We start from the raw sequence: 18744 nt of genomic DNA, 5'->3' as shown, positions 1-18744 counted from the left end.
GCGTAATGGTTCCCGCCCGCCATCCCATCCCATCGGCCAGAGCGGCACCGCTCACCTTACCCCGCCTGTCTTTCGGGGCGCTTCTGGCCGTGGCGGTGCTGCTTTCGGGCTGTCAGGGCGGGTTGCAGCCGCCCGCGATGCTGGCCATCGGGCGCGGGCAATCGCCCGCCGATCCCGCCCTGCGCCAGCGTCTTGCCCCTGAAAGCGGCACCGCCGCCTCCCCCCTGATCGCCGATCTGGCCGCCCGCCCATCGGTGCTGGCCCTCGGCACGCCCTTCGCCCGGGTGGCCGATGCGGTGCTTGCCGCCGATCCCGGGGCGGACGCCGCCGAACTGGGCCTCGCCCGCCTGCGGGCCGAGGCGGCGGCCAGCAACCGCTGGCCGACCCTCACCCCCGCCCTCACGCTTGACAGCCTCGCCGGGCTGGCCGCGCAACTGGTGATCGACCAGCCGCTCCTCGACCATGGCCGCCGCGCCGCCGAACGCGCGCGCGCCGCGGCCGAGGTGGACGCCGCCGCCGTCACCCTTGCCACCCGCCGCAACGCCCGCATCCACGAAGGCCTGTCCCATTACCTCACCGCCGAACAGGCCCGCGCGCAGGGCGCCGTCGCCGCCCGCGCCGCCACGCGCCTGTCCAACCTGCACGATATCGTGCAGGCCCGTATCCAGGGCGGCCTGTCCGACCGCAGCGAAGCCCAGATCATCGCCCAGACCATGGCCGAGATGCAGGCCACCCTCGCCGCCGATACCCAGACCCGCGCGCAGGCCTTGGCCGATCTCGCCGCGCTCACCGGCAACGCCCTGCCGCCGGATCTGACCGGAACCACTCCGCTGCCCGCCCCCCCGGCCAGCGAACCGCTCGCCGTCCTCGCCGCCCGCGCCAAAGGCGCCAAGGCGCTGGCCGAGGCGCGCATCTCCCGCGCCAATGCCCTGCCCGGCCTGTCCGCCAATGCCACGGTGTCCGACGATGGCCTCACCCCCGGCCTTGGCCTTGGCGGCGTGCGCCTTGGCCTTGGCAGCCCTGCCACGCTGGCCGCTGCCGATGCCACCCCCGATCTCGTCGCCCGCCAGACGGCCGAGGCGCAGCAGACCGCCGCCCGCCGCGCGACCGAACTGCAGGGCCGCATCGCCCAGTTGCGCACCCGCCATTTGGAAGGCGCCGCCGTCCTGCGTCAGACGCTCGACAACCTCGAACTCTATGTCGAACAATACAGCATCGGCCGCCGCAGCCTGACCGACCTCACCGCCCAGACCGCCGCCGCCGCACGGCTGGAACGCGATCAGGCCGCCTTCCCCTATGAAATCGCCCGGCTGGAGCTGGAACTGGCCCGCGACGCAGGCGCCCTGGTCGACGGGGGCCGCCTGTGACGGAACCCGTGACAAAGCCTGTAACGCCGCCCCCCTCTGCGCCAAGGGTCATCTCCTTCGACATGCACCCCGCCCGCGCGGCCCAGCCCCCCGCCGCGCCCTTCGCGCCCGTGCAGCCCGCCCCGGCCCCCGCCCCCCTGCGCGCCCGCGCCGAACTGGCCGCCATGCTGTCGTCGCGCTTGGGCGGTCGGCTTCTGACCTCGGATGTCGTCGATCTGCTCACCACCACCGGCGCGCCGGACCGCCCCGGGCTCGATCACCTCTCCGCCGCCTTCCGCCGCGCGGGCTATTCCGTGGCACTCGACCACGATCCCGCGCTGGGCGCGCTGCCCGCGCTGGCCGAAATGGCCACGGGCCAGATCGTCCTGATCCTGTCGCGCAACAGCGATAGCCTGTCGATCTACGATCCCACCACCGATGACCGCAGCGCCGACGTCCCCCTGTCGGAATTCGCCGCCCATCACAGCGGCTGGGTGCTCCGTGTCCGCCTCCCCTTTGCGGAAGTAGAGGCCCGCCACGCCGAGCCTGAGGCCGCGCCCCACTGGTTCTGGTCCGAATTCCGCCACCACCGCCGCCCGATGATCGAGGTCGCCGCCGCCTCTCTCACCGCCAATATCCTCGCCACCGCCATCGCCCTCTATGCGCTGCAGATCTACGACCGGGTGATCCCCAACCAATCCGAACCCACACTCTGGGTGCTCACCCTCGGTGCGCTTCTGGCCATCCTGTTCGATGGTGCCCTCCGCATCGCCCGCGCCGCGCTGATGGACAACACGGGGCGCAAGATTGAACTGGCCGTGCAAGACAGGCTGATGCAGCGCCTGCTCGGCATGCGGGCCGCCCCGGGTGAACGCCAGCCGTCGCAGGTTTTCGCCGCGATGCGCGATTTCGGATCGGTGCGCGAGTTTTTCACCGCCTCCACCATCGGCACGCTGGCCGATCTGCCCTTTCTGATCATCTTCCTCGCCCTTGTCGCGATGATCGGGGGCAACCTTGTCTGGGTCCTCATCCTCGGCGGCATCGTCATGGTCGCCCCCGGCTTCCTGCTGCAATCCCGCATGGTCGCGCTCACGAACTCCACCCAAGGCGCGAACACCAAGGCCGCGAAACTGCTGTATGAGGCGGTCTTCGAACACGAAACCCTCACCACCCAGCGCGGGCAGGATCGCGTGCGCCGTCTCTGGGGGGAACTCGTCGCCCTCTCGGCCCTGCGCGCGTCAGACCAGCGCCACCTCACCACGCTTCTGGGATCGTGGGCGCAATCGGTGCAACAGGCTACCTATATCGCCGTCATCCTGATCGGCACCTACATGGTCTTCGCGGGCAACTTCACCGTGGGCACCATCATCGCCGTCTCCATGCTCACCGCCCGCACCCTCGCGCCCCTCACCCAGTTGTCCGCCACCCTAGCCCGCTGGTCGCAGGTCAAGGCCGCGCTCACGGGGCTGGAGGCGATCGCCGCATCGCAACAGGCCGAAGACCCCGCCCGCCGCTACCTGCGCCGCGAAACCATCTCAGGCCAGTTCGACCTGCGCGAGGTCACCTTCCGCTACAGCCCCGACGCCGCGCCCACCGTCGATGTCCCGGCGCTGGCCATCCCCGCGGGTCAGCACGCCGCCATTCTGGGGGCCAACGGATCGGGCAAATCCACGCTTCTGAAACTGCTTGCCGGTCTCTACGAGCCCGGGGCAGGGCGCATCATGCTCGATGGGGTGGATCTGTCGCAGATCCACCCCCGCGACCTGCGCCGCCATATCGGCTATCTGGGCCAGGAGGTGCGGCTCTTCTCCGGCACGCTGCGCGACAACCTCACCATGTCCGATCTGGAACGCGACGATGACCGCCTTCTCGCCGCGCTGGATTTCGCCGGTCTGGGCCAATTCGTGCGCGGCCACCCGCGCGGGCTGGATCTGGAGATTCGCGAAATGGGCGAAGGCCTGTCGGTGGGCCAACGCCAATCGCTCGGCTGGGCGCGGCTCTGGTTGCAGAACCCGCGCATCGTGCTTTTGGATGAACCCACCGCCGCGCTGGACCAGACGCTGGAGGCGACCCTCGTCTCGCGCCTGTCGCATTGGCTTCATGGCCGCACCGCCATCATCGCCACCCACCGCGTGCCGATCCTGCAACTCACCACCCGCACGCTGATCCTGCAGAACGGCCGCCTCGCCGTGGATGGCCCCCGCAATGCCGTGCTGGCCCATCTCGCCAAGGCCGCCAGATGACCATGGCCACCTTCGACGCGCCCCTCGACCGCCGCGCCCGCCACCCGTCCTGGACCGTGCGCCTGATCGCCGCCACCGTGGCCGCCTTCCTGATCTGGGCCGCCTTTGCATGGGTCGAGGAAATCGTCCGCGCCCCCGGCCAGATCGTCCCCTCCTCGCGCCCGCAGATCATCCAGAACCTCGAAGGCGGCATATTGGCCGAGTTGAACGTGGCCGAGGGCGATACCGTCGAGGCGGGGCAGGTGCTCGCCCGTCTCTCCGGCACGCAATACCAATCCACCGTCGATGATCTGGCCGATCAGATCGCCGCCCTCGAAATCCGCCGTCTCAGGCTCGAATCCGAACAGGCCGATGCCGCCAGTTTCACCGCCCCGCCCGATCTGGCCGCCCGCGTGCCAGATATCGTGGCCTCTGAACAGGCCCTGCTCACCGCCCGCCGCACCGACCTTGCCTCCCGCCTGTCCGGCGCGCGTGCCGTGCTGGATCAGGCCGCGCAGGAGGAAGACATGATCCGCCGCATGGCGGATCGTGGCCTTGCCCCGGAAATCGAACTGACCCGCGCCGAAAAGGCGCTTGCCGATGCCCGCGCGCGGCTGGAAGAGATCGCCACGCAGGCTGATCTCAGCCGCGCCGATGACTATGCCAAAACGCAGGGCGAACTCGCCTCCCTCCGCCAGCGCCTGAAACTGTCGCAGGATCAACTGGCGCGCACCACCCTCACCGCGCCCATGCGCGGCATCGTCAACCGCATCGCCGTCACCACCATCGGCGGCGTCGTCCGCCCGGGCGAGGAAATCCTGCAGATCATCCCGCTCGACACCGGGCTTTTTGTCGAAGCCAAGGTGAAACCCGCCGATATCGCCCCCCTGCGCGAAGGGCAGAAGGCCACGATCAAGCTGTCGGCCTATGATTACGCCATCTGGGGCACGCTGCCCGCCACCGTCACCTTCGTCTCGGCCGACACCTTCCGCGATGAACGCAGCCGCGACACCGAGCCGCATTACCGCGTCACGCTGCGGGTGGAACAGGACGCGCTGACCGACCGGCAGCGCTCCCTCGCCATCCGCCCCGGCATGCAGGCCGAGGTAGAGTTCCAGACCGGCGGCAAGACCATCCTCACCTACCTGACCAAACCGCTCTGGCGCGGATCCGAAGCGTTGCGCGAACGCTAGCGATTTTCCTCCGAAAAATCGTCCGGGGGCCCGCAGGCCCCCGGATGCCTGCGATCATGGCCCAAGGCGCGCCATCCATGGCTTTTCGCAAGACATCCATGCCGCGCCTGTGCAAAAACCAGCGCCACGGGGCGGCAAACCGCTTGTGAACCGCCCGGAATTGGCTACTTTCTGCCTCCCCGGGCGCTGGATTGCGCCGGGCAAGATCAACGGGATGGGTGTGATGAAACTCTCGATCGAACGCGGCACGCTGCTCAAGGCGCTGGCACAGGCGCAATCCGTTGTCGAACGCCGCAACACCATCCCGATCCTTGCCAATGTGCTGATCGAAGCCGACGGCGCGCAAGTCAGCTTCCGCGCCACCGATCTGGATATCGAAGTCGTGGACCGCGCCCCCGCGATGGTGGAACGCAGCGGCGCCACCACGGTTTCCGCCGTCATGCTGCATGAAATCGTGCGCAAACTGCCCGATGGCGCGCTGGTGAACCTGTCCGAAGATGCCGCCTCCGGCCGCCTGACGATCACCGCAGGCCGCTCCACCTTCAGCCTCGCCACCCTGCCGCGCGAGGATTTCCCCGTGATGGCCTCATCCGAATACAGCACCAATTTCTCGGCCCCCGCCGGGGTGCTGCGCCGCCTCTTTGACAAAGCGAAATTCGCCATCTCGACCGAAGAGACGCGCTACTACCTGAACGGTGTCTACATGCACACCGCCACCGGCGAAGATGGCCCCGTCCTGCGCTGCGTGGCGACCGATGGCCACCGCCTCGCCCGGATCGACGCCGCCCTTCCCGACGGCGCGCAGGGCATGGCGGGCGTGATCGTCCCGCGCAAGACGGTGGGCGAGTTGCGCAAGCTTCTGGATGATGACGATGCCGCCATCGCCGTCTCTGTCTCGGAAACCAAGGTGCGCTTTGCCACCCCGGCCATCACCCTGACATCCAAGGTGATCGACGGCACCTTCCCCGATTACACCCGCGTCATCCCCACGGGCAACACCCGCCGTCTGGAAGTGGACGCCACCGAATTCGCCAAGGCCGTGGATCGCGTGGCCACCGTTTCCTCCGAACGCTCGCGCGCCGTGAAGCTCAGCCTCGACGAAGACCGCCTGATCCTGTCGGTCAACGCGCCCGATAGCGGCGCCGCCGAGGAAGAGCTTGCCGTCGCCTATGGCGATGAACGGCTCGAGATCGGCTTCAACGCCAAATATCTGCTGGAAATCGCCAGCCAGGTTGACCGCGAGAATGCGGTGTTCCTGTTCAACAGCAGCGGCGACCCGACGCTGATGCGCGAAGGCAATGACACCAGCGCAGTCTATGTCGTGATGCCGATGCGGGTGTAACGTCCGACCATCCAAAGACAATCAAGAATGGAGCATGGGGTGGGTGGCCTGACCATCTCGACACTCACCCTGTCCCACTTCCGCAGCCACCGCGCCGCGCGGCTGGAACTGGACGGGCGGCCCGTGGCCATTTCCGGCCCCAATGGCGCGGGCAAGACCAATATATTGGAGGCCGTCTCCCTTCTGTCCCCCGGTCGCGGCCTGCGCCGCGCTGGTGCGGATGAACTGGCCCGCAAACCCGATGCCATCGGCTGGAAGATCCGGGCCGAAACCGCCAACCCCTTCCACGATCTCGAAACCTTCGCCGAAGGCACCGACACGCGCCAGACCCGCATCGACGGCAAGGCCGCGCCGCAGACCGCCCTCGGCCGCATCTTGCGCATCCTCTGGCTCGTCCCCGCGATGGACAGGCTCTGGATCGAGGCCGCCGAAGGCCGCCGCCGCTTCCTCGACCGCATGACGATGAGCTTTGCCCCCGACCATGCCGAGGTGACGCTCGCCTATGAAAAGGCCATGCGCGACCGCAACCGCCTGCTCAAGGACATGGTGCAGGACGCGCATTGGTATACGGCCCTCGAAACCCAGATGGCCGAGGCCGCATCCCAGATCACCGCCAACCGCCAGCACGCGCTGGCCCGCATCGCCGCCGCGCAGGCGGGCGCCGAAACCGCCTTTCCCGCCGCCGACCTGTCGCTGACCATGCCCGATGGCGGGGAACTGCCCGATGACCTCGCCCCCGCACTGGCCGCCAACCGCCGCCGCGACATGGCGGCAGGCCGCACCCTGATCGGCCCGCACCGCGCCGATCTTGCCGCGATCTACACCGCCAAGGGCGCGCCCGCCGATCAATGCTCCACCGGCGAACAGAAGGCGCTCCTGATCTCGCTTATCCTGTCCAACGCCCGCGCGCTGGCGGCCGACCTCGGCTCCCCCCCCATCCTTCTGCTGGATGAGGTGGCGGCCCATCTCGACCAGAACCGCCGCGCCGCGCTTTATGATGAAATCTGCGCGCTGGGCGCGCAGGCCCTGATGACCGGCACCGAACCGGGGCTGTTTGACAGTCTGGGAAACCGGGCGCAGAACATCACCGTCGTCGATCACGGCGGCATGTCCAGGGTCAGCGAAACATGACACCCCAGCGGATCACCCTCCTCACGCTCGGCGTCGCTGACCTGACCGCCGCCCGCGCCTTCTATGCCCGTCTCGGCTGGCAGGAACATCCCGAAAGCCAGCCCGGCGTCGCCTTCTTCCAGTTGCACGGCATGGCGCTGGCGCTGTTCGGCCTGTCCGACCTTGCCGCCGATCAGGGCCGCCCCGGCGCCCCCCTTGGCACCGGCGCCACCACGCTGGCCCAGAACTTCGCCACCGAGGCCGAGGTGGACGCCGCCTTCGCCGCCGCCCTTGCCGCAGGCGCAACCGCACTGAAGGCACCCGAAAAGGTGTTCTGGGGCGGCTATTCCGGCTATTGGGCCGACCCCGATGGCCATGTCTGGGAAGTGGCGATGAATCCCTTCTGGCCGCTCGCTCCCGACGGCACCCTCACGCTTCCGGATCCGAAATGACCGTCACCGCCTATCAGCTTCTTCTCTACGCAGGCGGCATGGCGGCGCTCTGGGCCGTGCCCGGCCCCGTCTGGGTGGCGCTCACTGCCCGCGCGCTGTCGGGCGGCATGGCGGGGGCCTGGCCCCTGGCCGTGGGCGTGGCGCTGGGCGATCTGGTCTGGCCGCTCATGGCCATCCTCGGCCTGACATGGATCGAAAGCGCGTGGGGCGATTACCTCGCCCTCATGCGCTGGGTCGCCGCCGCGATCTTCATCGCCATGGGCGTGCTGCTGATCCGCAAACCCGCCGCCACGCTGGACGCAGACTCGCGCCTTACCCGCCCCGGCCTCTGGGCGGGCTTCTCGGTGGGCCTTGCCGCGGTGATCGGCAACCCCAAGGCCATCCTCTTCTACATGGGCGCGCTGCCCGGCTTCTTCGATCTCGGCGCCCTCACCGCCCCCGACATCCTCGCCATCCTCGCCATCTCGGCCTTCGTCCCGATGCTCGGCAATCTCGGCCTTGCGTGGTTCCTCGACCGCGCGCGCCGCCTGCTTTCCAGCCCTGCCGCCATCCGCCGGATGAACATCGGCTCGGGCATCCTTCTGATCCTCGTCGGGCTCGTCATTCCCTTCACCTGAGCCCCAATATCTTGTGCCCAAGGCGTGACATTCCCCCCTCACCCCGCTATAAATCGCGGGCAATTCAAGGGATGCCCGACCTATGGCCGAAGCCGCGAAGAAACCCGCCGAATACGGCGCTGATTCCATCAAGGTTCTCAAGGGGTTAGAGGCGGTCCGCAAACGCCCCGGCATGTATATCGGCGACACCGACGATGGGTCGGGCCTGCACCACATGGTCTATGAGGTCGTCGATAACGGGATTGATGAGGCGCTCGCCGGTCACGCCACAGCCGTCACCGTGAAAATCCACGCCGACAGCTCCGTCTCCGTCCGCGACAACGGGCGCGGCATCCCCGTTGACATCCACCCCGAAGAGGGCGTCTCAGCGGCCGAGGTCATCATGACCCAGCTTCACGCCGGCGGAAAATTCAACAACACCGATGAAGGCGGCAACGCCTACAAGGTGTCGGGCGGCCTGCATGGCGTGGGCGTCTCGGTCGTCAACGCCCTGTCGGAATGGCTGGAACTCACCGTCTGGCGCAACGACACCGAATATCGCGCCCGCTTCGAAGATGGCGAATGTACCGTCCATGTCCACCCGGTCGGCCCCGCCCCCGGCATGCGTGGCACCGAGGTGCGCTTCCTAGCCTCTGCCAAGACCAACCGCCCCGATGGCACCTTCTCGAACCTCGATTACAGCTTCAAGGTGCTGGAAACCCGCCTCCGGGAACTGGCCTTCCTCAATTCCGGCGTCCGCATCATCATCGAAGACGAACGCCCCGCCGAACCGCTGCATACCGAACTGTTCTACGAAGGCGGCGTGAAGGAATTCGTCAAATACCTCGACCGCTCCAAAACCTCGGTCATGCCCGAACCCATCTACATGGTCGGCGAAAAGAACGGCATCGGGGTCGAAGTCGCCATGTGGTGGAACGACAGCTATCATGAGGCCGTCCTTCCCTTCACCAACAACATCCCCCAGCGCGACGGCGGCACCCACCTTGCGGGCTTCCGTGGCGCGCTGACCCGCACGATCAACGCCTATGCGCAGTCGTCCGGCATCGCCAAGAAGGAGAAGGTGGATTTCACCGGCGACGACGCCCGCGAAGGCCTGACCTGCGTCCTGTCGGTCAAGGTGCCCGATCCGAAATTCTCCAGCCAGACGAAGGACAAACTGGTGTCCTCCGAGGTTCGCCCCGCCGTCGAAAACCTCGTGAACGAAAAACTGGCCGAATGGTTCGAAGAAAACCCCGGCCCTGCCAAGGTCATCGTCGGCAAGATCATCGAGGCGGCGCTCGCCCGCGAAGCCGCCCGCAAGGCGCGCGAACTCACCCGCCGCAAGACAGCGCTGGATGTGGCCTCGCTCCCCGGCAAACTGGCCGATTGTCAGGAACGCGATCCTGCGAAATCCGAACTTTTCCTCGTGGAAGGGGACTCCGCCGGTGGCTCCGCCAAACAGGGCCGCTCGCGCGCCAATCAGGCCGTCCTTCCCCTGCGCGGCAAGATCCTGAACGTCGAACGCGCGCGTTTTGACCGGATGCTGTCGTCGCAGGAAATCGGCACCCTCATCACCGCGCTCGGCACCGGGATCGGGCGGGATGAGTTCGACATTAAGAAACTCCGCTACCACAAGATCGTCATCATGACCGATGCCGACGTGGACGGTGCGCATATCCGCACGCTTCTGCTCACCTTCTTCTTCCGCCAGATGCCGGAACTGATCGAAGGCGGCTATCTCTACATCGCGCAACCGCCCCTTTACAAAGTGTCGCGCGGCAAGTCCGAGGTCTATCTGAAGGATCAGGCCGCGCTGGAAGATTACCTCGTCGAAATGGGCATCGAAGGCGCGGTGCTGCGCCTGAACGACGGGCAGGAAATCGCGGGCGCCGATCTGGCCCGCGTCGTCGAAGGCGCGCGCAGCTTCCGCCGCGTGCTGGATGCCTTCCCCACCCACTACCCGCGCAACATCCTCGAACAGGCCGCCATCGCAGGCGCCTTCGACCCCGGCCGCGCCGATGACGATCTGCAAGCCGTGGCCGATCAGGTGGCCCGCCGCCTCGATCTGGTGGCCGCCGAATATGAAAAAGGCTGGACCGGCCGCATCACCCAGGATCACGGCATCCGCCTCTCGCGCATCCTGCGCGGGGTCGAGGAGCTGCGCACCCTCGACGGCGCGGTCCTGCGGTCGGGCGAGGCGCGCAAGCTCTCCTCCATCTCCGGCCCCCAGCGCGAATACTACCGCGATCCTGCCCGCCTGATGCGCAAGGACCGCGAACAGATGGTCCACGGTCCCACCGACCTGCTCAAATCCATCCTCACTGAGGGCGAAAAGGGCCTCTCGCTCCAGCGCTACAAGGGTCTGGGCGAGATGAACCCCGAACAGCTCTGGGAAACCACGCTCGATCCCGACGCCCGCACCCTGTTGCAGGTCAAGGTCGATGATCTGGCCGAAGCGGATGACATCTTCACCAAACTGATGGGCGATGTGGTGGAACCTCGCCGCGACTTCATCCAGCAGAACGCGCTGAACGTCGAAAACCTCGACTTCTGATCCTTGTCTGCTGGAAACGTCTGCTGGAAACTGGTGATCCCGGCAGGACTTGAACCTGCAACCTTCCCCTTAGGAGGGGGACGCTCTATCCGTTGAGCTACGAGACCACACGCCGCCTTGATGCGCGAAAACGCGAAGGCGCGCAACCTCTACCATCCCCGCCGCCGCCTTGACATGCACAACTTCCTGTACATATCTTGGCCATAGAGGAGCCCCCGATGGATGTCATCACCTACACCGATGCCCGCGCCAACCTGAAAGACGTGATGGATCGCGTCATTCAGGACCGCAGCGAGGTGATCGTCACCCGCCGCAAGGGCGAGGCGGTCGTGGTCGTGTCCCTCGATGAATGGAATGCGATTTCCGAAACCCTCCACCTCCTGCAAAGCCCGAAGAATGCCGCCCGCCTGCGCCGCTCCATCGCGCAGCTTGACGCAGGCAAGGGAACCGAACGCACCCTCATCGAAGACTGACCGATGCGGCTCGTCTTCTCGGATGAGGCGTGGGAGGACTATCTGTTCTGGCAGTCGCAGGCCGACCGAAAGACGCTTGACCGCATCAACACGCTGATCAAGGAAACCGCCCGCTCACCCTTTGCCGGTATCGGCAAACCAGAACCGTTGAAGGGCGATCTGTCCGGCTGGTGGTCCCGCCGCATCACCGACGAACATCGCATGGTCTACCGCGTGACTGGAAAGGCCGGGTCTCAGGCGCTGGAACTCTGCCAACTCCGCTATCACTATTGACCTCTGGAAAAGAAAAAGGGGGAAGTGAATTTTTGGCCCACCACTCCCCCCTCGGGTCCGTTGCGTCTGGGTTGAGAGCTTGCAGGACGCGCAGGATATCGCCAGCAGGGTCAGTCCGACTCTGGCTGTTAGCGGTAACATACCTTACGATCCGCCCTTGGACAAGAGGGTTGTTTGTGTCAAAGAAGAAACGCAACGCGTGATTGCAGGACGCCCCGACCCGTGACAAAACCCCCCGGTTTCGATCCCCGCCGCACCCTGACGCTTCGCGATGTGTCCGAAGCCTCGGGCGTCAGCGAAATGACCGTCAGCCGCGTCTTGCGCAACCGGGGCGACGTGTCTGACGCCACCCGCGAACGCGTGCTCGAGGCTGCCCGCGCGCTGGGCTATGTCCCGAACAAGATCGCGGGCGCCCTTGCCTCGCAGCGCGTCAACCTTGTCGGCGTGGTGATTCCCTCGCTCTCCAACATGGTCTTCCCCGAGGTGCTGACCGGCATCTCCGACACGCTGGAAAACACGGGCCTGCAACCCGTCGTCGGCGTCACCAACTATTCGCCCGAACGCGAAGAGACGGTGATCTACGAAATGCTGTCCTGGCGTCCGTCGGGCATGATCGTCGCCGGTCTGGAACATTCCGATGCATCCCGCGCCATGCTGGCGCAGGCGGGCATCCCCATCGTCGAGATCATGGATATCGACGGCACGCCGGTGGACAGCGCCGTCGGCATCTCGCACCGCCGCGCCGGGCGCCAGATGGCCGAGGCGATCATCGCCGCAGGCTACCGCCGCATCGCCTTCTGCGGCACGATGATGCCCTATGACCACCGCGCGAAGAAACGGCTCGAAGGCTTCGAAGAGGCGCTCGCCAAGGCGGGCCTCACGCTGGCCGACCGCGAGTTCTATTCCGGCGGCTCCGCCCTCCTGAAGGGGCGCGAAATGACCGAGGCCGTCCTCCAGCGCACCCCCGATGTCGATTTCCTGTATTACTCGAACGACATGATCGGGGCAGGGGGCCTGCTCTACTGCCTCGACAAGGGGATCGACGTGCCGGGCCGGATCGGACTTGCCGGTTTCAACGGCGTCGAATTGCTGGATGGCCTCCCCCGCCGCCTTGCCACCATGGATGCCTGCCGCCTGCAGATCGGCCGCCGCGCGGCCGAAATCATCGCAGGCCAGCATGAAGGCGTGATCGGCGGCGAGGTGATCGAACTTTTCCCCACCCTGCAACCGGGCGATACGATCCGCGGCAGCTGACGGTCACCGTGCCGCCCGATCCACAACCACCCCGTACCAGCCCAGCCCGTCATAGTCCTGATAACCCAGCGTCCGCGCATAGCCGATCCGCGTGCCATCCGGCCGCGCCTCGCAGCCCCGCGCGGCGGAAAACTGCCCTTCCGCAAAGGCCTCAAGGAACCCCGCATCATCCGACGCCGCGATGATCCGCCGGTCCTTGTCCAGCAACAGCACCCGCCGCGTTTCCCATTGCGCGGGTGAAAACCCCGCCTCGTCGCGCACGATGGTGCGCGCCTCCTTTTCCCAGTCGAAATACACCGCCAGCACGCCCAGCGCCCGGCCCTCTGCCGCGCCGCCCTCGCGCACCGCCGTGGCATAGACGATCACCCGGCGATCCTGATGCAGCCCGCTGCGATAGACATCCGACACCACATAGTCATGCCCCGATGCCAACCGCGCCGCCTGCCCGAACCAGCCCGATCCCTCATCCGGCAGGCTGGTCGCCATGCGCGGCACCCCGTCCACCGCCGATGCGACGATCCGCCCCTCAAGGTCCAGCAGCACCAGATCGGTATAGACCGTGTAATAGCGGTGGATCGTCCCCAGCCGCAGATGCGCCTCGGCCGCCCGCGCGGGATCGCCTGCCTCCAGCGCCTGCCAGAAGGCCGCATCCGTGGCCCACCACCGCACATCCGCCGTCCGCTCGAACAGGTTCCGCACGATCAGCTGCACAAGGGTCTGGGCCTTCTCGGTCAACTCATCCGCCGCCGCCCGGTCCAGCGCCCCCAGCAGGTCCGACGTCGCCTCCGTCGCCTGCGTCACAATGGCCATGACATCCTGCCGGAACTGGTCGGCATGGTCCTTGGTCTGATCCGACAGTTGCTTCATCTCGGCCGCCACGACCGAAAAGCCGCGCCCGTGCTGCCCCGCCCGGGCCGCCTCGATCATCGAGTTCACGGCCAGGATATGCGACTGCATCGCCACCTTGTCATTCATCCGCCCGAACGAATCGACCCTGCGCGAGATCTGGTCGATCGTCGTCTTCAACACTGCTCCACGCATGTGAATCTCCGTCAGCCTTCGCAGCACAACGGAACAAGGCGGATTCTTTTACTTGGATCCCGTTAACGAATGATCGCGCGCCGGGTTATGTGACCCTCACGCCACAAGCGCGGCGCCATCCTCGCCCCGGATCACCAGATCGACGATCTGCCCCTCGGGCAAATCACGCTCCACCCGCACCTCGGTGAACTGCTCCGTCCGCCCCATGCGCGGCCCTTCCATCAGCACGCTATGGGCAACGCCCACCTGCGCCGCCAGATGCGCGGCCAGCGCCGCCTCTCCCGCCGCCCGCAGCCGCGCGGCGCGGTCCTTGATCACCGGCCCCCGCACCTGCGGCATCCGCGCGGCAGGCGTCCCCTTGCGGGGCGAAAACGGGAAGACATGCAGGAAGGTCAGCCCGCAGTCGCGCACCAGATCGATGGACTGCTGAAACATCTCTTCCGTCTCGGTCGGGAAGCCCGCGATGATATCCGCCCCGAACACCATGTCGGGCCGCAGCCGCCGCGCCTCTTCGCAGAAGCGGATCGCGTCATCGCGCAGATGCCGCCGCTTCATCCGCTTCAGGATCAGGTCATCCCCGGCCTGAAGGCTCAGATGCAGATGCGGCATCAGGCGCGGCTCGGTGGCAATCGCCCCCATCAGCGCCTCATCCGCCTCGATCGAATCGATGGAACTGATCCGCAACCGCGGCAGATCCGGCACCAGCCGCAGTATCCGCATCACCAGATCGCCCAGTCGCGGCTGCGCGGGCAGGTCCGCGCCCCAGGACGTCAGGTCCACCCCGGTGAGAACCACCTCGTTGAACCCCTTGTCCACCAGCCGCTTGATCTGCTCCACCACCACGCCCGCCGGCACCGACCGCGAATTCCCCCGCCCATAGGGGATGATGCAGAAGGTGCAGCGGTGATCACAGCCGTTCTGAACCTGCACATAGGCCCGATGCCGCCCGAACCCGTCGATCAGATGCCCCGCCGTTTCCTTGACGGACATGATGTCATCGACCTGTACCTTCTCGGTCACACCGATCAGGTCCGCACCGGGAATTGGGGCACGCAACCCCTGCCACGTTTCCGCCTGCATCTTCTCATGGTTGCCGATCACCCGCGCCACTTCCGGCATGGCGGCGAATGTCTCGGGCTCCGTCTGCGCGGCGCAGCCTGTCACGATGATCGTGGCCCCCGGATGTTCCCGGCTCAGGCGGCGGATCTCCTGCTTGGCCTTGCGCACCGCCTCTGCCGTCACGGCGCAGGTGTTCACGATGACCGCATTTTCCACCCCCGCAGCGGCGGAAAGCTCCTTCATCGCTTCCGTCTCATAGGCGTTCAGACGGCAGCCCAGCGTGGCAAAGACCGGCACATTCATCGGGCAGCCGCCACGAAATCCGGGCTTAGCCAGCCGTCAAACACATGCGCCACCGGCCCGGTCATCCACACGCCGTCGTCGCGCCAGTCCAGCTCCAGCCGCCCGCCATCCACATCCATCACCATGCGCCGCCCCGTCAGCCTCCGCTGATGCGCCGCCACCGCCGTGGCACAGGCCCCCGAACCGCAGGCCAGCGTGATCCCCGTCCCCCGCTCCCACACCCGCATCCGCAGATGGTCGGGGCCAACCACCGACGCAAACTCCACATTCGTCCGCGCCGGGAACAGCGGGTCATGCTCCACCCGCGCGCCCCATCCGGCCACATCCACCGCGTCCGCATCCGGCACGAAGAACACCGCATGGGGGTTGCCCATCCCCACCGCCACCGGATCGCCCGCCAGCGGCAGATGCAGCAGGTCAACCTCCCGCGCCAGCGGCACCTCGCGCCAGTCCAGCACCGGCGGCCCCATGTTCACCGACACCAGCCCATCCCCGCGCCGCACCGCCGCCAACCCGCCCCGCGCCGTGACCAGCGTCACCGCCTGCCGCCCGGTCTCGCGCATCACAAAGTCCGACACGCAGCGCGTGGCATTGCCGCAGGCCCCGGCCTGCGTCCCGTCACTGTTCCAGAAATCCAGCGCGAAATCCGCGCCCACCGCATCGCGGATCTCTGCCAGTTGATCGAATCCCACACCCCGGTTCCGATCGCCCAGCGCCCGCGCCAGCGCAGGCGTCACCACCGCCCCGCGCCCGCGCGAGTCGATCACGACGAAGTCATTGCCAAGCCCATGCATTTTCATGAAGGCCAGGCCACCGGGGGGCCGCGTTTCCAACATGCCTGCCCATATACGCCCGGGGCAGGGATTTATCCAGACCCGCGCTTTTTTTGCCCTTGACCCCCCCGCGCGTCGCCACTAATCACCGCGCTCGTGGGGCCGGTAGCTCAGTTGGTAGAGCAGCTGACTTTTAATCAGCGGGTCACAGGTTCGAATCCTGTCCGGCTCACCACCCACACCTCCCCCCCCATCCCGTCGCGACCCCGGCAAAACACCGCCACCACGCGACCCGCGCCTCGACAAGGGCGCTCCGCATCGGGCAGAGGGTGGTCATGGGATTTCTGATCGGCATCGGCACCCTTCTCTTCGCGGCGCTTGTCGCGCTGCGGCTCTTGCCAAAGCTCGTGGGTCTCGCTTTCTGGCTCGGCTCCTCTGCCGTGACCGGGGGCGCCGCGCTGGCGATCCTCTACCTTCTGACGCAGGGTCGCTAGGAAAGGGGGCGCTAGGTCGTCGCCACCACCGCATCCGGCACGATCCCCGACCGCGCGATATAGCCCCGCACATCGCGCCCCGCGAACAGCCCGTGATCGGCCACCAGCACCGCCCCCATGCCCGCCGCCCGGCCCCCCAGCACATCGGTATGCAGCGTGTCCCCCACCATGGCCAACTGCTCCGGCGCCATGTCCATCCGCGCGCAGACATCGGCAAAGCCTTCGCCAAAGGGCTTGCCGAACCAATGCACCGCCACCCCGACCTGATCCATCAGATCATGCGCAAACAGCCCCGGCTCCTGCGACAGCCCGTCTTCGACCGGCGCCACCAGATCGGGATTGGCCACCACCACCGGAACGGGCCGCCGCGCCAGCGCCGCGATCAGCCGCGCCTGCAAGGCCGCCGTCCAGCGCTGCGATGACAGGAACAACACCCCATCCGCCCCATCGAACAGGCCGGGATCCGCCACCGCATCCCCCGCCCGCCCGGGGACATCGGCAAATCTGTCGCCCGCCGCCGCGATCGCCGCCCAATGCGCCCCCGGCATCAAGGCCCCGATGCGCGCCATCGCAACATCGCGGCTCGACACCACCTCCTCTGCTGTGAAATCGAACCCCAGCCGTCGATACTTGGCCAGGGCCTCCGCCCGACCATAGCTCGCCGCATTGGTCAGCACGCACAGCCGCTTGCCCTGCGCGCGCAACGCGGCCATCCGCGCCACCGCGCCGGGAATGGGCGTCTCGCCCACGTTCAGCACGCCATAGGCATCCAGCACGAACCCCTCCCAGCGATCTGCCACCTCGCCCAGATCGCGCGCAAAGACCGGGGCCGCCGGAAACCGCGCCGCAGGCAGCCGCGCCCGCACCGCCTCATAGCGCCGGAACGCCGCCTCGGCATCCGCCAACCGCTCAACCACCCGCCGCCCCTTTCCCGCTGCCCGTAAGGATGCACCCCGTAGGATGGGCAGTCCTGCCCATCCTACGCAGGGCGTCCCCCTCTCAGAACGCCAGTTCCCGGTCGCCCGATGCGTTCTTCACCCGGTTCGGCAGGCCCATCCCGTTCAGCAGGTTCATGAAGGGCCGGGGGTCCAGCTCCTCGACATTCACCATCGTCCCCACATCCCAGACCCCGTCCGCCACCAGCAGCGCGGCGGCAACGGGGGGCACCCCGGCGGTATAGGAAATCCCCTGCGACCCGACCTCGGCAAAGGCCTCGGCGTGATCGGCCACGTTATACAGCATGACCTCGGCAGGCTTGCCATCCTTCACCCCCCGCGCGATCGTCGCGATGCAGGTCTTCCCCGTATACCCCGGCGCCAGCGAGGCCGGATCGGGCAGCACCGCCTTCACCACCTTCAGCGGCACCACCTCCAGCCCCTCCGCCGTCCGCACGGGCTTCTCCGACAGAAGACCAAGGTTCTTCAGCACCGTGAACACGTTGATGTAATGGTCGCCAAACCCCATCCAGAACCGCACATCCGCCCCGGGATAGCGCGCCGACAGCGAATGCACCTCGTCATGCCCGGTCAGATAGGCCTTCTGCGGCCCCACCACCGGCATATCCCAGGTCTGGCCCACCTCGAACATCCTGTTCGACTGCCAGCCCCCGTTCTGCCAGCTGTAGACCGTCCCCGTGAATTCGCGGAAATTGATCTCGGGATCGAAATTCGTCGCAAAATACTTGCCGTGCGACCCGGCATTGATGTCCACGATGTCGATGCTCGTGATCGTGTCGAGGAACTCCTCCTCCGCCACCCGCGCCCATGCGTTGACGACACCGGGATCAAACCCCACGCCAAGGATCGCCGTGACCCCCGCCGCCTTGCACCGCTCCCGCCGCTTCCATTCGTAATTGCCATACCACGGCGGCGTCTCGCAGATCTTGCCCGGGTCTTCGTGAATGGCCGTGTCCATATAGGCCACGCCCGTCTCGATACAGGCCTCCAGCACCGGCATGTTCACGAAGGCAGATCCCACGTTGATGACGATCTCCACGCCCAGCTTGCGGATCAGCGCCGCCACGGCGGCCGTATCCATCGCATCCACCGCATGGGCGGCAAAGACGCCCGGCACCTTCATCGCGCCCTTCTTTTGCACCGATGCGATGATCGCCTCGCACTTCTCCACCCGCCGCGACGCGATATGCAGATCGCCCAGCCGGTCATTGGCCTGCGCGCATTTATGCGCCACGACCTGCGCCACGCCGCCTGCGCCGATGATCAACACGTTGCGTTTCATGCGAAAACACCCCCGTCAAAA

At 66.9% G+C, this 18744-nt stretch carries 17 protein-coding genes and 2 tRNA genes; 13 read left to right on the top strand and 6 right to left on the bottom strand.

Annotated elements, in window-relative coordinates:
- The first annotated feature begins 5 nt into the window (after window positions 1-5).
- From GU920_RS06790 to gyrB, 8 genes are all read left to right on the top strand, one after another.
- Window positions 6-1367, top strand: coding sequence for a TolC family protein (locus GU920_RS06790; RefSeq protein WP_161766159.1), 1362 nt, complete (start codon window positions 6-8; stop codon window positions 1365-1367).
- A 62-nt stretch (window positions 1368-1429) separates the two neighbouring features.
- Complete coding sequence (locus tag GU920_RS06785; protein WP_161766564.1) at window positions 1430-3589, top strand: ATP-binding cassette domain-containing protein; 2160 nt, start codon at window positions 1430-1432, stop codon at window positions 3587-3589.
- A 2-nt stretch (window positions 3590-3591) separates the two neighbouring features.
- A complete protein-coding gene (locus GU920_RS06780; RefSeq protein WP_161766563.1) occupies window positions 3592-4761 on the top strand; it encodes an HlyD family efflux transporter periplasmic adaptor subunit in 1170 nt (389 codons plus the stop codon).
- A 223-nt stretch (window positions 4762-4984) separates the two neighbouring features.
- The gene (gene dnaN / locus GU920_RS06775) at window positions 4985-6103 is read left to right on the top strand and encodes a DNA polymerase III subunit beta (protein WP_161766158.1); all 1119 of its coding nucleotides are present in this window, start codon (window positions 4985-4987) and stop codon (window positions 6101-6103) included.
- A gap of 27 nt (window positions 6104-6130) precedes the next feature.
- On the top strand, window positions 6131-7234 hold the full coding sequence (recF, locus tag GU920_RS06770) for a DNA replication/repair protein RecF (protein WP_201743983.1): 1104 nt from the start codon (window positions 6131-6133) through the stop codon (window positions 7232-7234).
- Window positions 7231-7665 carry a VOC family protein gene (locus GU920_RS06765; protein WP_161766157.1) on the top strand — a complete coding sequence of 145 codons (435 nt, stop codon included), beginning with the start codon at window positions 7231-7233 and terminating at the stop codon, window positions 7663-7665. The genes recF and GU920_RS06765 overlap by 4 nt, the downstream gene beginning before the upstream one ends.
- On the top strand, window positions 7662-8282 hold the full coding sequence (locus GU920_RS06760; RefSeq protein WP_161766156.1) for a LysE family translocator: 621 nt from the start codon (window positions 7662-7664) through the stop codon (window positions 8280-8282). The genes GU920_RS06765 and GU920_RS06760 overlap by 4 nt, the downstream gene beginning before the upstream one ends.
- An 82-nt stretch (window positions 8283-8364) precedes the next feature.
- On the top strand, window positions 8365-10815 hold the full coding sequence (gyrB, locus tag GU920_RS06755) for a DNA topoisomerase (ATP-hydrolyzing) subunit B (protein WP_161766155.1): 2451 nt from the start codon (window positions 8365-8367) through the stop codon (window positions 10813-10815).
- 31 nt (window positions 10816-10846) lie between these two features.
- On the opposite strand, the gene GU920_RS06750 is transcribed toward gyrB, so the two are convergent.
- A tRNA-Arg gene (locus tag GU920_RS06750) sits at window positions 10847-10922 on the bottom strand.
- 111 nt (window positions 10923-11033) lie between these two features.
- Between GU920_RS06750 and GU920_RS06745 the strand changes: the two genes are divergently transcribed.
- The 3 genes from GU920_RS06745 to GU920_RS06735 all read left to right on the top strand — a co-directional run bounded on the left by GU920_RS06745 (window position 11034) and on the right by GU920_RS06735 (window position 12815).
- A complete protein-coding gene (locus GU920_RS06745; RefSeq protein WP_161766154.1) occupies window positions 11034-11288 on the top strand; it encodes a type II toxin-antitoxin system Phd/YefM family antitoxin in 255 nt (84 codons plus the stop codon).
- Between the two features lie 3 nt (window positions 11289-11291).
- Complete coding sequence (locus GU920_RS06740; RefSeq protein WP_161766153.1) at window positions 11292-11561, top strand: Txe/YoeB family addiction module toxin; 270 nt, start codon at window positions 11292-11294, stop codon at window positions 11559-11561.
- A gap of 222 nt (window positions 11562-11783) precedes the next feature.
- Window positions 11784-12815, top strand: coding sequence for a LacI family DNA-binding transcriptional regulator (locus GU920_RS06735; protein ID WP_161766152.1), 1032 nt, complete (start codon window positions 11784-11786; stop codon window positions 12813-12815).
- A 3-nt stretch (window positions 12816-12818) separates the two neighbouring features.
- Here GU920_RS06735 and GU920_RS06730 read toward each other — a convergent pair whose 3' ends face one another.
- The 3 genes from GU920_RS06730 to dapF all read right to left on the bottom strand — a co-directional run bounded on the left by GU920_RS06730 (window position 12819) and on the right by dapF (window position 16018).
- Entirely contained in the window at window positions 12819-13856 is a 1038-nt protein-coding gene (locus GU920_RS06730; protein ID WP_161766151.1) for a methyl-accepting chemotaxis protein, read from the bottom strand.
- A gap of 96 nt (window positions 13857-13952) precedes the next feature.
- Window positions 13953-15218 carry a tRNA (N(6)-L-threonylcarbamoyladenosine(37)-C(2))-methylthiotransferase MtaB gene (mtaB, locus tag GU920_RS06725; protein ID WP_161766150.1) on the bottom strand — a complete coding sequence of 422 codons (1266 nt, stop codon included), beginning with the start codon at window positions 15216-15218 and terminating at the stop codon, window positions 13953-13955.
- Window positions 15215-16018, bottom strand: coding sequence for a diaminopimelate epimerase (dapF, locus tag GU920_RS06720; RefSeq protein WP_235933101.1), 804 nt, complete (start codon window positions 16016-16018; stop codon window positions 15215-15217). The genes mtaB and dapF overlap by 4 nt, the downstream gene beginning before the upstream one ends.
- A 132-nt stretch (window positions 16019-16150) precedes the next feature.
- On the opposite strand from dapF, the gene GU920_RS06715 reads away from it, so the two are divergent.
- A tRNA-Lys gene (locus GU920_RS06715) sits at window positions 16151-16226 on the top strand.
- A gap of 100 nt (window positions 16227-16326) precedes the next feature.
- Complete coding sequence (locus tag GU920_RS06710; RefSeq protein ID WP_161766148.1) at window positions 16327-16485, top strand: hypothetical protein; 159 nt, start codon at window positions 16327-16329, stop codon at window positions 16483-16485.
- Window positions 16486-16496: 11 nt separating this feature from the next.
- Here the strand turns inward: GU920_RS06710 and GU920_RS06705 are convergent, their stop codons facing one another.
- Window positions 16497-17402 carry an HAD-IIA family hydrolase gene (locus GU920_RS06705; protein ID WP_328799238.1) on the bottom strand — a complete coding sequence of 302 codons (906 nt, stop codon included), beginning with the start codon at window positions 17400-17402 and terminating at the stop codon, window positions 16497-16499.
- Window positions 17403-17484: 82 nt separating this feature from the next.
- Complete coding sequence (locus GU920_RS06700) at window positions 17485-18723, bottom strand: saccharopine dehydrogenase family protein (protein ID WP_161766147.1); 1239 nt, start codon at window positions 18721-18723, stop codon at window positions 17485-17487.
- Window positions 18724-18744: the final 21 nt, after the last annotated feature.

The sequence above is a fragment of the Paragemmobacter ruber genome (assembly GCF_009908315.1).
GTDB classification, from domain to species: domain Bacteria; phylum Pseudomonadota; class Alphaproteobacteria; order Rhodobacterales; family Rhodobacteraceae; genus Paragemmobacter; species Paragemmobacter ruber.
This window is presented reverse-complemented; position numbering and strand designations above follow the sequence as displayed.

Coding starts and splice junctions, on each gene's coding strand:
- GU920_RS06790 (WP_161766159.1), top strand. CDS start 6: ATGGTTCCCGCCCGCCATCCCATCCCATCGGCCAGAGCGGCACCGCTC.
- GU920_RS06785 (WP_161766564.1), top strand. CDS start 1,430: ATGCACCCCGCCCGCGCGGCCCAGCCCCCCGCCGCGCCCTTCGCGCCC.
- GU920_RS06780 (WP_161766563.1), top strand. CDS start 3,592: ATGGCCACCTTCGACGCGCCCCTCGACCGCCGCGCCCGCCACCCGTCC.
- dnaN (WP_161766158.1), top strand. CDS start 4,985: ATGAAACTCTCGATCGAACGCGGCACGCTGCTCAAGGCGCTGGCACAG.
- recF (WP_201743983.1), top strand. CDS start 6,131: ATGGAGCATGGGGTGGGTGGCCTGACCATCTCGACACTCACCCTGTCC.
- GU920_RS06765 (WP_161766157.1), top strand. CDS start 7,231: ATGACACCCCAGCGGATCACCCTCCTCACGCTCGGCGTCGCTGACCTG.
- GU920_RS06760 (WP_161766156.1), top strand. CDS start 7,662: ATGACCGTCACCGCCTATCAGCTTCTTCTCTACGCAGGCGGCATGGCG.
- gyrB (WP_161766155.1), top strand. CDS start 8,365: ATGGCCGAAGCCGCGAAGAAACCCGCCGAATACGGCGCTGATTCCATC.
- GU920_RS06745 (WP_161766154.1), top strand. CDS start 11,034: ATGGATGTCATCACCTACACCGATGCCCGCGCCAACCTGAAAGACGTG.
- GU920_RS06740 (WP_161766153.1), top strand. CDS start 11,292: ATGCGGCTCGTCTTCTCGGATGAGGCGTGGGAGGACTATCTGTTCTGG.
- GU920_RS06730 (WP_161766151.1), bottom strand. CDS start 13,856: ATGCGTGGAGCAGTGTTGAAGACGACGATCGACCAGATCTCGCGCAGG.
- mtaB (WP_161766150.1), bottom strand. CDS start 15,218: ATGAATGTGCCGGTCTTTGCCACGCTGGGCTGCCGTCTGAACGCCTAT.
- dapF (WP_235933101.1), bottom strand. CDS start 16,018: ATGAAAATGCATGGGCTTGGCAATGACTTCGTCGTGATCGACTCGCGC.
- GU920_RS06710 (WP_161766148.1), top strand. CDS start 16,327: ATGGGATTTCTGATCGGCATCGGCACCCTTCTCTTCGCGGCGCTTGTC.
- GU920_RS06700 (WP_161766147.1), bottom strand. CDS start 18,723: ATGAAACGCAACGTGTTGATCATCGGCGCAGGCGGCGTGGCGCAGGTC.